The 12,548-nt window shown below is 57.1% G+C and carries 9 protein-coding genes and 1 pseudogene; 6 read left to right on the top strand and 4 right to left on the bottom strand.

The features are described 5' to 3' along the window. The 3 genes and pseudogenes from FXV83_RS40255 to FXV83_RS40245 all read right to left on the bottom strand — a co-directional run. Positions 1-947 (bottom strand): annotated as a pseudogene (locus tag FXV83_RS40255) (undecaprenyl-phosphate glucose phosphotransferase); the annotation flags it as partial. 141 nt (positions 948-1,088) lie between these two features. Further along, positions 1,089-3,038, bottom strand: coding sequence for a hypothetical protein (locus FXV83_RS40250; protein WP_235940589.1), 1,950 nt, complete (start codon positions 3,036-3,038; stop codon positions 1,089-1,091). Positions 3,039-3,193: 155 nt separating this feature from the next. After that, on the bottom strand, positions 3,194-5,527 hold the full coding sequence (locus FXV83_RS40245; RefSeq protein WP_148745578.1) for an AAA family ATPase: 2,334 nt from the start codon (positions 5,525-5,527) through the stop codon (positions 3,194-3,196). 516 nt (positions 5,528-6,043) lie between these two features. On the opposite strand from FXV83_RS40245, the gene rfbC reads away from it, so the two are divergent. The 5 genes from rfbC to FXV83_RS40220 are packed head-to-tail and all read left to right on the top strand — an operon-like array spanning position 6,044 to position 10,816. Next, positions 6,044-6,601: a dTDP-4-dehydrorhamnose 3,5-epimerase gene (gene rfbC / locus FXV83_RS40240; protein WP_148745577.1), complete on the top strand. Its 558-nt coding sequence runs from the start codon at positions 6,044-6,046 to the stop codon at positions 6,599-6,601. A 14-nt stretch (positions 6,602-6,615) separates the two neighbouring features. Continuing rightward, entirely contained in the window at positions 6,616-7,674 is a 1,059-nt protein-coding gene (gene rfbB / locus FXV83_RS40235; protein WP_148745576.1) for a dTDP-glucose 4,6-dehydratase, read from the top strand. Between the two features lie 8 nt (positions 7,675-7,682). Beyond that, positions 7,683-8,669: a dTDP-4-dehydrorhamnose reductase gene (gene rfbD / locus FXV83_RS40230; protein ID WP_148745575.1), complete on the top strand. Its 987-nt coding sequence runs from the start codon at positions 7,683-7,685 to the stop codon at positions 8,667-8,669. Further along, a complete protein-coding gene (rfbA, locus tag FXV83_RS40225; RefSeq protein ID WP_148745574.1) occupies positions 8,578-9,510 on the top strand; it encodes a glucose-1-phosphate thymidylyltransferase RfbA in 933 nt (310 codons plus the stop codon). The genes rfbD and rfbA overlap by 92 nt, the downstream gene beginning before the upstream one ends. 40 nt (positions 9,511-9,550) lie before the next feature. After that, entirely contained in the window at positions 9,551-10,816 is a 1,266-nt protein-coding gene (locus tag FXV83_RS40220) for a hypothetical protein (protein ID WP_187436505.1), read from the top strand. Here the strand turns inward: FXV83_RS40220 and FXV83_RS40215 are convergent. Further along, complete coding sequence (locus tag FXV83_RS40215) at positions 10,734-11,621, bottom strand: glycosyltransferase family 2 protein (RefSeq protein ID WP_148745573.1); 888 nt, start codon at positions 11,619-11,621, stop codon at positions 10,734-10,736. The genes FXV83_RS40220 and FXV83_RS40215 overlap by 83 nt on opposite strands. 204 nt (positions 11,622-11,825) lie before the next feature. Between FXV83_RS40215 and FXV83_RS40210 the strand changes: the two genes are divergently transcribed. Further along, the coding region (locus FXV83_RS40210; RefSeq protein ID WP_148745572.1) for a WecB/TagA/CpsF family glycosyltransferase at positions 11,826-12,548 on the top strand (723 nt) is incomplete at its 3' end.

The raw sequence follows: 12,548 nt of genomic DNA, 5'->3' as shown, positions 1-12,548 counted from the left end.
AGCGCGAGCAATGGTGCGAACATGATCAAGGCAAGTCCCGCGCCGATAATATCAATCGTCCGCTTGCTCGCGAGCTCGATCGCCGTGAGAGGGCCACGCTGGATCTCTACGCAAGCGGCGCTTCCGAGACTCCTCGTGGGTCGTCGAAGCAGTTCGGATGCAGCTCCGACTGGTATGAACATGATAGGGAATGGTAGTACCCTCAGGTCGGCGATAAAGGCACGAAGGTCGGCCCATCGTTCCGGGTTGGCTTCCAGCACGATTCTATCGATTTCGGAATTACGAATATGTTCGATTACACGGGCGCTGAACCGTTTTCTTGAACCAGGGTCGGAGCCGATCGCAGGCAAGCCAAAGCGGCCCTTAACGCGATAGCCGAGGATCGCGAGAGTCTCCGACAGACCAGCATCAGTCGAAGGTGGCTGATCAGTGATGAGGATAAGATTCGTCGGAGCGAACTTCCTGCCGCTGAGGCATTTTATCAGCAGCATCCTGGTAACGCACCGTTGCGCAATTAAAGATGTCAGGCCGATCGCCGCAAATAGAGGACCGGCACCTCGGAAAAACTCAGGATTGGCGTCGAGCATTTTCATAGCGGCGACCAGAGCATGCAACGAAATCCACGTGAGGCAAATGGCCCGAAGTTGGCTTCGGAGTACGAGGAGTTCGGTCGGCCGATACAGGGCCCTGCTTTTCAGGACGTAAACAAACAGTACTGATGCTACTGCAGCGTAGCCGCACGTCCGAGCCAAGCCCGAGCTGCCGTGTGAAAGAAGCGCGGAAAGGAAGCCGGCGAATAGAATGGTCGCGATATCGGCGTAGATCGCTACAAATTCTACCGAGTCGTACCGGACGGGCCATTTACCTTCGTCAACAATAGACGATAGTGAGTCGACGGGAGCTAGATCGCTCTCATGGTCGCCAATATGCCGGCTAATAAAATTCATGGCTAAACAACAGAGAGGAGGAGGTCCATTAATAATATATTATATTTTAAGCCTGTTAATCAACCGATTCTCTGTCAATTAAATAATTTTAATCAGGAGCTGGCCTGTCCGAGGCGCATTATTGAAAAAAAGCTATGGGCCTCACGGGCGCAACCTCTGGAGATAACTTGGGTCGAGTTCCGAAATCGAGCTCTCGGCAAATGCCCTGCCGTCCGCTGATGCCGACTGGTATGCGGCGACGATCGCTGGCCGAAGTCCAGTCCGGCCGGTAATGGCGACTTTAAGGTCGCGTCGGATAAGATCTCGAAGCTCAGGCTCCTTGACCGCGGCATCTGTGCCGAGAGCGACAGAAAGCCGTAACGGAATAAGATCCAGCTCGTTTGGCGCAGTATAGTAGGACATCTTGAGTAAGCTTGTCGTGTCATAGCTCCCCGCGTACTGCTTTGACAGCGCCGCAAGCATGAGCCAAACGTCGCCTCGAAGGGGTGAGTATTCCAACACTCCAGAAAAAGCATTCAAGACTGTCGGCCGGCTGGTGTGTTGCGGGTCCAAAGCTTTGTCAGAGTTAAGCCGCACAGCGGCAGTGGAGCCCCGGTCAGTCCAGACATTTTCGCGTGTGGAGTGGGCCGCCAAGGCCCTCGAAAAAGCCTCGTTCGGACCAGCGACTGATGTAATCGCGAGGCGATCACCGAAATACCAGCTCTGCGAGAGTATCCAAGCTGCTTGAGCGGCTAACAACAATCCGATCAATGTCAGAGCAACGCGGGTCCATGCGGAGGTGAAGATGATTGGAGGAATCGGCCGCGCGGTCGTAGCTCGGTCGCCAACTTCTTGCGCAAGCTGCGGCAGTTCCTCGGAGGTAATCTCGCCAGCTCTACCGGAAAGGCTTTGCGCAAAAGCCAGCCCGTAGAGCGCCGCGACCAACAGGGATGCGTATAAATCGAAAAGGCCATTCTCGGCAAAGGCCAACACTGTCAGCGATACGGAACCGCCTGCGCCGACGGCTGAGTATAAGTAGGCGTAACTGCGCGACAAGGAACGTTTGAACAAGGTGAAGGTGCCGATTAGCGTGACTATCAGCAAGCCACAAAGGAACACGCGTCCCATTTCGACGGCGATCGCGGCGGCTGCTGTCGGTCGTTCGCGCAGTGCGGGCATGCCAATGTCTCTATAAATCGGAAGAAGCGCGACAAAGGTGCCCGCACCAGTCCCGATCGGGTGGATATCCTGCAGCATCCGCTCAGTTGCCGCCTGAGCGTGCGTCGACAGGGCAATCGTCAGATCGGCATTCCTTTTGATCGGAAGGAAGGTGAAGCTGGCGACAAACAACATTGCTGCCGTCGCGAGAACGCCGGCTCTGCCCCATAGGCCAAAGAACCATTTGCGAATAGCGACTACGGTGAGCACGGTTGCCACTCCGAGTAGAACGGCAATCAGCGCGGTAGAAGCGCTCCAAAGAGCGATCGCCGCCATAGACACGATCAATGATAGAATCGCGCAGGTAAGAATGGCGATCGGCGTTGCCGGCGAGCGAGGTGGTCGCCCAGGGCGCCGCAGTTGGTCGATCGCACGGATAGCCATTGCGGTGGAGAGGAGAACCCCAAGCGCCGCTGCGGTCGAACCAGTCCAAACGTGTTCGCCGGGCCAGGAGTCACTCAAACTGCTGTACTTTCTCCATATCGATAACGCGGAGATGACCGCGGTGATCGATACAAGAATATAAAGGAGCTGCGCCGCCCGATGTCTGTCCAGAGCAACAACCGCGGTGACGAGCGCGGCGGCGAGGACAATGTTGTAATGTGAGAGCGCCAGCATCGTCTCGCGCACATCAACCGAGAACCTCTCCGCGAGGGGTTCGTTTAGGGCAGCTGACGCAGTCGCCCAGATCTGATTTCCGAATCCGCGGAGCGGGATCGGAACCACCTGGAAGACCATCCAAAGCACCGGTGCGGCGAGAGCCAGGATGAAAAGAGGTCGCAGGAGTGTCGCAAAGCACGCGAGGGCTGATGACGTGGAGAGGATGGCGACGGCTAGTATGGCTATCGCAAGAATACCTGATGCCACTCCCGGCCCCTGCAGGTTCTCGGCCATTGCAAAAGCCGAGGCAATAGCCAAAGGCACAGCGTGCATTATCGGCCGGACAACCATTTCACACCACCTCTGAGTCTGGCCGCTCCCCTGGAGAGCTTGTTGCAGCAGTCGTGAGTTCCATCGTTAGGACTCGACCTACGTCAGAGAGGATCATCCTAAGAATCCGAAAGGCCATACCGAATGTAGTGGCTGTCGTCATAGTAATCGCTTCGGTAAGCGTCGTACCGAGCCATTGCCCTGATATCGGTCTTGTTAAGGACTGCGCCGATCAACGAATCAGAGATGGTGGGCGCGGTGTGCAAGGCATGCTGAACGACATCGATCTTCGTGCGTCCCCATTCGACGACGAGAACGTAGCAGTCGATCAAGGATGCAGTGACGCGCACATCGACCAGAGGAGTGAGTGGCGGGAGATCCACGATGACGTAGTCATAGGTCTGCCGCAAACGATCGAACAGCTTGCTTACAGTTTCAGCGGAAAGGATCTCGCTGGTGTGAAGCAGGGCTCCGCGCCGCACCGCCGGCAAGAATGCGAGATTGGTTCTCGGATCTCGCCAGATCGTTTCTTCGAGTGAGCGGCTGCCGTTCGCGACCTCGAGGAGACCGAAAGAGGCTTTGGGAGCCATGCTGGCCGAAAGTGAAGGATTTCTAAGATCACAATCGACGAGGATAGCCCGCTTGCCGCTATGTCCGATGAGTTGCGCCAGAGAGGCTGCAATCGTTGTTTTGCCCTCATTCGGCAGAGCCGACGTGATCCCGATGACCTGGTTGGAGGCCTTCGCGGGGGTGTGGTCTATAGCGAGCTTGATAGAGCGGATGGCTTCCGTGAATCGGGAGAGCGGCATCCCGATGACGGCTCGATGAATCGTCGGAATATTCGATACCGTCCGTGATTGGAGATCTTCATCCGGTTGCTGAGATCGAGCCGTTGACTTCTGCGCCTTGGAAGATGACAGCAGAGGCACCAGAGACAAGCATGGTAGCTCCAGTGCAGCTTCCATTTGTGAAGACGTGCGAAAAACTCTATCCATGACATCTCTCAGGAGAGCCAGGCCGATCCCGAGTGCTACTCCAGCGAAAAGGCTTAAGCCAAGGACCAGTCTTGTCTTCGGCTTGCTCTTGCGGTCTGGCGGGGAGGCGGGGGAGATCACCCGTGTCTCCGAAATCGGAAAGGTCTCCTGCTGCGTCGAACCCATGTAGTGCTGCAGGAACGCCTCGTGCATGGTGCGGAGACTTTTCGCTCGGCTCTCCAGCTCCCGTATCGTTAGTTCTGCAGAGTTCGTCAGGCGCGATTGAGAGACGGCTCGAGCAAGCTGCTTCTCGAGTTCCTGCTGCCGCTGCTGAGCGGCTTCCAATTCGTTTCGGCTGGTTTCGGCGAGCCTCCTAACTTCGTCGAGAATGGATGTGCGAATATCGCGTATCCGGCTCCGCAGGTTGACGACCGCCAAGTGGTCGCGGCCGAACCGGGATGACCAATCGGCTTCCCGACGCGACAATTCGAGATATTGCTGGCGAAGCGAATTGATTATCGAGCTCTGGAGGACGTCGGCACTCGCCGCGTCAGGAGCGTTGATGACGGAGGAGCCCGTCGCATTGGCGCCCAGGACCGCGTTGTAGCGATTGAACTTGACCTGTGCATCAGAGGTCTGGGTTCGGGCGGCTACCAATCGGGCGTTGAGATCGTTGACTGGCTGTTCGTCAATCGACTTTCCGCCGGTAGATACGATGTTGTTCTGAGATTTGTATGCGCTGACGGCGCGTTCGGCCGTCAGTGCCTGTTCATTAAGGTTATGGAGACGTTCCTGCAGCCAGCTAGCTGCCGTTCGCGTGGCTTCAAACCTCGCGTCCATCTGGTCGCTGATGTAGGCATCAGCCGCGGCATTGGCGATCTCCGCCGCGCGGACCGCGCTGCTCGAACTGTAGCTGATCTCGATAATATTGCTGTAACCGATCCTGTACGCAGTGAGCCCATCCAACAGCGCGACGATTGCGCCTTCGGAGGGCTCGTTCGACGTGTCGGCTTGCGAATTGTTCTCCGGCTGCTGGCTTCGGCTTCGAATTCGCTGCAACAGCGCGCTGAGGGACCACCTTGACCCAGTCAAATCTAGATCGTTGGCGAGCTTAAGCTTAGTTATGACTGCCCTGGCAGTCGCTCTCGACCTTATCATCTGCAGTTGCGTTTCGATTTGGACGACGTCGACCACTGGCTCTGGGAGAAGCGACTGCTGCTGGACGAATTTGGCTCGTGGATTCGACAGTAAGATTTGTACCTGAGCTGTGTAGGTGGGGGGGGCGAATCGCAGGTAGAGCATCGCGGCGGCGAATACGAGAGCCGCAGTGACGATGATCATAAGGTACCGACGTTTTGCAAAGCCGATGGCGAACTTGACGAGGTCGCCGATTCCCCCGCCGTTGATTTGGTCGGGCCGGGCCTGGGCGCTCAATGATAGGTGCGTTCTGTCGGTCTGGAGAAGATTGCTCTGAAGCATCGGGTACCTGTCTGGGCCAGGGGCGCGCCGGATTACTCGCCCGCACATCAACGTGGGAGCGAATGATTTATTAAATAGCGTATATATGAGAAAAATCATATTGCCAAATTAAATATTAGTCGGATATTAATTGCACAGTTATTGGGGCGCGGTGAGTTGCGCGCTAACCTCTGGAGATTTGACGCTGGATCGGCCGCGGCGATTGCCGCAGGCCGAAGGGAATTAAATAGAAAGCCTAAGATTGACAATTAAACGAGCATCCGCGGGGCGTGGTCACATGTTGGAGGTGAAAAACTTCTCGATGTCGAACCGGATCGACCATTCAACGGCAAGGAGATGCGCCGTGGGTCGGCTCAACGCGTCAGAGTCGGCTTGCGATTCAGGCGCATCACCTGCGCGAGCGCCTCGGCGGGAAGCTTCGAATGACAATGGCGTGAGCAGTGTCGATCGGCGTTTTGAAGAACGGTTGTCCCTTGGCTGGCAAGGCTAAGAGCCAGCGCACCGGAGGACGTTCCTATGCTGGAAGTACGATCTTTGGCGATCCCAGATGTCAAGATCATTCATACAGATCGACTATCCGACGCTCGAGGTTACTTCTGTGAGACGTTTCGGCGATCGGCCTTTGCAGAGAAGGGGATTCTCCACGACTTCGTTCAGGACAATCAATCCAGCTCAGATATGGTGGGGACGGTACGGGGGTTACACTTCCAGCGACCGCCGTTCGCCCAGGCCAAGCTTATACGAGTGTTAAGCGGGGCTATTCTCGATGTAGTGGTCGACCTTCGGCGTTCGTCCCCGACATTCGGCGAGCACATAGCGGTCAAGCTGGATAGCGAAGCTGGTGAGCAACTGTTCGTCCCGAAAGGCTTTGCGCATGGTTTCTGCACGCTGCAGCCCCGGACTGTCGTGTTCTACAAGGTGGACCAGGTCTACGCTCCGAGCCATGACGGAGGACTCTATTGGGCCGATCCGGCACTGGCGATCGAGTGGCCCGTGACGACAGTCGAGGCCCAGGTGTCGTCAAAAGACAGGTCCCTGCCCAAGCTTGACCAGCTTGCCGCCGTTTTCGAATGATGGAGAGCGGTTAGATGCGCGTTTTGGTGACCGGGGGAGCAGGCTTTATCGGTTCTGCGGTGTGCCGTGGCTTGGTGCTCCGGAAGGGCGCGGCAGTGATCAATGTCGACAAACTGACATATGCAGCCAATTTAGCCTCCTTGGCACCCATCCAGGGGCTAGAGTCCTATGTGTTCGAGCAACGGGATATCTGCGACCACGAGGCCATGGATTGCGTGTTCAGCAGGTACGAGCCTGACTCCGTCATTCACCTCGCTGCCGAGAGCCACGTCGACCGCTCAATCACCGGATCGGCGACTTTCATCGCCACAAATATCGTGGGCAGCTACACGTTGTTGGAAGCAGCCAGAAAATACTATGACCACCTGTCGGCGCCACGACGAGAGCGGTTTCGCTTTATTCACGTCTCGACCGACGAAGTCTACGGTTCACTGGGAGCCGCTGGCTACTTCCGGGAGGAAACGCCTTATCGGCCGAATTCGCCCTATTCCGCGAGCAAGGCCGCGTCGGATCACCTCGCGCTTGCGTGGTTCAAAACCTATGGCCTGCCGGTCATTGTGTCGAACTGCTCGAACAACTACGGGCCGTTTCAATTTCCGGAAAAGCTTATCCCGTTGACGATTCTCAATGCGATCGAGCGCAAGCCGCTGCCGGTCTATGGCGACGGCCGGAACGTACGCGACTGGCTGCATGTCGAAGATCATGCGGCAGGCTTGATAAAGCTTTTATCGGAAGGCAAGCTCGGCGAGAAGTACAATTTCGGTGGCGACAGCGAACGTTCCAACCTCGACGTCGTAACCCAGATCTGCGACGTCGTCGACAAGCTATGTCCCGGTCCGGCAGCGAGGCGATCGATGATTGCTTTTGTGCCGGATCGTCCGGGCCACGATGCCCGTTACGCGATCGACGCGTCGAAAGCTCACCGTGAGCTTGGCTGGCGGCCCACAAGGACATTTGAGCAGGGATTGGCAGAAACCGTCGCATGGTATCTCAAGAGCCGCACGTGGTGGGAGCGTGCCCGCAGCGGAGTCTATGACGGCTCGCGTCTGGGGCTCCTCGCTACACAACATTGAGGCTGCAAATGACGGATAGGCCCATTTTAATTGTCGGTCGCAACGGTCAGTTGGCAAGGTGTCTTCGTGACCTCGCGGCAGTGCACGGCATGCATGTGGTCGCTCTTGGGCGCAGCGAAATCGATCTGGAGGCCCATGGGGAACTCCGCAAAGCAATTAATCGGATCTTGCCGTCCATGATCATCAATGCTGCCGCTTATACGGCGGTGGATCTGGCGGAATCGGAAGTAGCGAAAGCATTCATCGCCAATCGCGACGGTCCGGCGGTGTTGTCCGACATCGCATGGCAGATGACCATTCCGTTTGTCCACGTCTCAACGGATTATGTCTTTGATGGCACAAAGCTGGATGCTTACGACGAAAGCGATGTTCCAGCGCCATTGAATGTGTACGGCGTGTCAAAGCTTGCTGGCGAAGCTGCCGTTCTGGCTGTCCATCCGCTCGCAACGGTGATTAGATCTTCATGGCTCTACAGTCCGCATGGCAGCAACTTTGTTCGGACGATGCTGCGGCTCTGTGAAACGCAGCCGATCGTCAGAGTCGTTGAGGATCAATGCGGAAATCCGACGTCCGCGCTGGACCTCGCGTCAGCAATCCTTCAGCTCTCGGGCCGGCTGCTAACCAACGATCGTAGAGCCATGGCCGGGATCTTTCATCTCGCCGGACAGGGAGAGACGTCTTGGTATGGCTTTGCCCAAGCGATTTTCGACCTGCTCACCCGTCGCGGAATCCAGGTGCCCCGGCTCGAAGCGATCACGACCGAGCAGTACCCAACCGCGGCGCGGAGGCCACGGAATTCGCGCCTAGATTCGTCGAAGGCCGAACGTGTCTTGGGGCTTCGACTGCCGGCATGGCCTTGCTCTCTCGAAACCTGTCTCGACCAACTCGTGGAAGGTGAAATCGATGCTCAAAGGAATCGTGCTGGCCGGCGGCAGGGGAACACGACTTTTTCCAATCACGAAAGTGGTGAGCAAGCAGCTGCTACCCATCTATGACAAGCCGATGATCTACTATCCGTTGTCGGCGCTGATGCTGGCAGGCATCCGCGAGATTCTCGTCATCACCACGCCTTCGGATCGGTGTCAATTCGAGCGCCTGCTGGGCGACGGCAGTCAATGGGGGATTCGACTCAGTTACGCGGAGCAACCCCGTCCCGCTGGTCTTGCGGATGCGTTCATTGTTGGTGCCGATTTCATCGGGAACGATCGCGTTGCGATGGTGCTCGGTGACAACATTTTCTTTGGCGACGGGTTAGGTGCACTGCTCGCCAGAGCTGCGGGTCGTGAGGAAGGTGCAACGGTTTTCGCCTATCACGTCCGGGATCCGGAGAGATATGGCGTCGTTACCTTTGATGACGCCGATCGCCCAGTTCAGATTGAGGAGAAGCCGAAGCATCCGAAATCCAACTGGGCTATCACGGGCCTCTATTTCTTCGACAACAGCGTCGTGCGATATGCACGCCGTGTCGAGCCCTCGGCACGCGGCGAGCTGGAGATCACCGATCTGCAGATGCGCTACCTGTCGGCCGAGGTGCTCCATGTTGAGCGGATGGGACGGGGCTACGCCTGGCTGGATACCGGCACAGTGGAGTCCCTGATTGACGCGGCGATGTTCGTGCAGACACTCGAAAAAAGACAAGGGATGAAGGTCGCCTGCCTCGAGGAAATCGCGTTCAGGCAGGGTTTTATCGACCGTGACCAGCTGGAAGCGCTGGCGAGACCTTTAGAGAAGAGCGACTACGGTCAGTATTTGCGCGAAATCGGGTGCCTAGAAAGAACTGGGCAGCACAGTGTGGCCTCCGCTTCCCAGTCTCTTTTTCGTCTGAGGTCGGATTAATTCGTCCGGAAATAAGGCTCAAAATACGGTGGTTCTTTAGATGAAGAACAGTCCCATTGCGGGTGTAACTTTGATGGCCGGCTCCTCACAGAATTCGACCCTAGTTCGCTACGCGCTCAAAGGACTGGAGCAGTGTTGGCTGCCTGAACACGGCCGCTGGTCGCATATTTATCACCTGGACGGGCGTCTCTCGCCGAACGAATCGCTGCCCTACAGCGATGTATTCTACACACTTAACGTTCTGCTCGGAATGTCGAGGATCGGCGAGGTTCCCAGTGGTATCAACCTGTCGGAAGTATTCTATCGAAGCGCCGTCCAGCTCACCGCGCTTCCCGTGCCTAAATACGCATTGGGCATGGCCCTTTGGGCCGCCGCAGAGCTCGGCTTCGAGATGCCCGAGCAGGTGAGGCGGATAGTGAGGGCGCTCCTGACCGATCAGGCGCGGTGGAAAACATTCCGCGCGCAGGACCTGGGTATGTTGTTGACGGGCGTCGTTGCTCAAGCCAGGGCGGGAGACCGGGAATGGACGCGTTTCGCTGATCCGCTCTATCGCTTTCTTGAAGAGCGCTTCCGTACTGGGTCAGAGCTGTTCTTTGATGCGCCATTCGGATTGCGACGGCGCTTCGCCTCCTTCGCTACGCAGGTCTATCTGTCGATCGCGTGTTACCATTACGGCGAGTACACAGGCGCGTCATCCGCGCTTGCGATCGCAAGTGCGTGCGTACGCAAGCTGATTGCGCTGCAAGGTCCCCAAGGCGAGTGGCCCTGGTTTTTTGATGCGGCTAGTGGCCGCGTGCTTGATTTTTATGAAGTGTACTCGGTGCACCAGTATGGCATGGCTCCCGCGTTGCTGGAATGGGCGGAGCACTATCAGGTCCCTGGAGCGCGGAATGCCCTGATCAAGGGGTTTAACTGGGCGCTCGGCGATAATCAGCTTGGCCGATCGATGCTGGTGCCAGAACTCGGGTTAACCATCCGGTCGCAGAGTCGAAAGCACGAACTGACGACGAAAGTGCCGAGGATGCTGCGTGCGATCAAGAATGCCTACGTCGGAGGCGAGTCGGGGCTCATTGAGAGTTCTGGCATCGGCCTCCGGCTGGAATGCCGCAGCTATGAATTGGGTTGGATGCTGTGGTCGTTTGCCCGACGCTGTGATTTGCGAGAGCTGACCTACAACTCGGCCTTTGGCAACCCTGATACTGCGGCAACACGTGTTCCCTCAGCTAGCGATTCCACGCGACGGCTCGTCGGTTGCGCAGCAACGACAGCATTGTTGCGGCTCGATGGAACCGTACGGCGCACATAACGGCAACGGCCTTGATGCGATCTCCAATGCCATGGAGCCTGTCACTCGTTAGAACCGTTATGATGCTCGGTGCCGACGACGCCACAACGAGCAAAGCCCGTGCAATCCAGCGCAATCTCCATCCCGGCGTGCCCTCGGCCATGTTGCGATAATGCACAATTTGGCGGTCCCACTTGATATAGAGCTCTTGGAGAGAACTCCGGGCCGGGTGAAAGACAATCATCTCTGGTACGTACCGAAAGCGAAGTCCCGAACGGCGCGCGCGTTCTCCCCATTCCATATCTTCCGCTACATTGATGCCCGCAAACGGACCCACAGAATCGAAATCCCGGCGAAGCATGGCCATGTTGCCGGTGCCAGAATAGCCGTGGCGCTCGATATAGAGTTTGAATCGATAGGCGAAAACGCTCTCATAAGCCGCGATTGCATCGAGCTGCGTACTCCCGCTTTGCCAGATACGAACGTCCCCGCCGAGGACCGTACCGGTCGGCAACGAATGTAGTGAGCGCCATACGTTGCTCAACCAGTCCGGATGCGCCCGGCAATCGGCGTCGATGAAGGCAAGCACCTCGCCGGTTCCGGCCGCCACACCAGCGTTGCGAGCCGGACCAGGGCCTGGCTGCGTTTCCTGCAACAGGCGTACGCCAGCATGTCGGGCGGCAACATCTTTCGGCAAAACTGCTGAACCGTTGTCCACCACAATAATCTCGAACCAATCGCGGGGAAGACTCTGCGCTTCAAGGCTGGCCAGACAGATGTCCAGGGCATCGGGCTGATTTAGATGCGGAATGATTACCGAAATCATGTTATTTAATCGCTATTTAATCGTCCCTGCCATGGATGCGACGTCGAGCCGGTCATTTCTCGCTGAAATACCGCGGTTCCTTGTTCAAATATAAATATCAATATAACTTGCAATTAAATATCGCGGTTAGTATTATCAATTTATTAAGTTAAATGCAAGCGACGGGCGTTCTGAGGCCCGGAGTTAATTTCAACGGGGGAGCCGATGCGCGCTTCATTTTTAGGGTGCCCCATCGATATCCTGACGATGGCTGAGACGATCGACCTTGCGAGCAAGGCCATGCGAGGCCATCAGCGTCTGCAGCATGTGGCCCTCAACGTCGCGAAGTTTGTCAACATGCGGTCCGATCCGGTGCTTGCCGCTGATGTTGCCAATAGCGACATCGTCGGTATCGACGGCATGGGTATCGTTTGGGGCGCGCGAGCGCTCGGTCTCCCGGCCATGTCGCGCGTCACTGGCGTGGACCTACTGCGCGAACTACTCGAAGTGTGCGAGCGGGAAAGCTTCCGACCTTATTTTCTGGGAGCCACGCCCGCGGTCTTGCATCAGGCTGCGCAGCGCGTTCGGGATAAGCATCCGTCGCTTGTCTTTGCCGGGCTGAAACATGGTTACTTTACCAGCGAGCAGGAGAGTGATGTCGTCCGCGATATCCGAGCCAGCGGCGCTGATTGCCTGTTCATCGGCATGCCCACACCGCGGAAGGAACGCTTCCTTGCTGCCCACCGCGACGAGCTCGGCGTCCCGTTCATTATGGGTGTCGGTGGCGCGTTCGACGTTCTCGCCGGCGCGGTTCTGCGTGCTCCCCTTCAGATGCAGCAGTTCGGTCTTGAATGGTTGTACCGGATCTATCAGGAGCCCAGGCGGATGTGGTGGCGGTACGCCAGGACGAATACGTTGTTTGCGAGTGTCCTGGCGTACCGCCACCAC

The sequence above is a fragment of the Bradyrhizobium hipponense genome (assembly GCF_008123965.1).
GTDB classification, from domain to species: Bacteria; Pseudomonadota; Alphaproteobacteria; order Rhizobiales; family Xanthobacteraceae; genus Bradyrhizobium; species Bradyrhizobium hipponense.
The sequence above is the reverse complement of the archived record's forward strand: the minus strand, read 5'-3'. Positions and strand labels throughout refer to the sequence as shown.

Excerpts from the sequence above, each read along its gene's own strand:
- FXV83_RS40250 (WP_235940589.1), bottom strand. The coding sequence starts at position 3,038 with ATGGCCGAGAACCTGCAGGGGCCGGGAGTGGCATCAGGTATTCTTGCG.
- FXV83_RS40245 (WP_148745578.1), bottom strand. The coding sequence starts at position 5,527 with ATGCTTCAGAGCAATCTTCTCCAGACCGACAGAACGCACCTATCATTG.
- rfbC (WP_148745577.1), top strand. The coding sequence starts at position 6,044 with ATGCTGGAAGTACGATCTTTGGCGATCCCAGATGTCAAGATCATTCAT.
- rfbB (WP_148745576.1), top strand. The coding sequence starts at position 6,616 with ATGCGCGTTTTGGTGACCGGGGGAGCAGGCTTTATCGGTTCTGCGGTG.
- rfbD (WP_148745575.1), top strand. The coding sequence starts at position 7,683 with ATGACGGATAGGCCCATTTTAATTGTCGGTCGCAACGGTCAGTTGGCA.
- rfbA (WP_148745574.1), top strand. The coding sequence starts at position 8,578 with ATGCTCAAAGGAATCGTGCTGGCCGGCGGCAGGGGAACACGACTTTTT.
- FXV83_RS40220 (WP_187436505.1), top strand. The coding sequence starts at position 9,551 with ATGAAGAACAGTCCCATTGCGGGTGTAACTTTGATGGCCGGCTCCTCA.
- FXV83_RS40215 (WP_148745573.1), bottom strand. The coding sequence starts at position 11,621 with ATGATTTCGGTAATCATTCCGCATCTAAATCAGCCCGATGCCCTGGAC.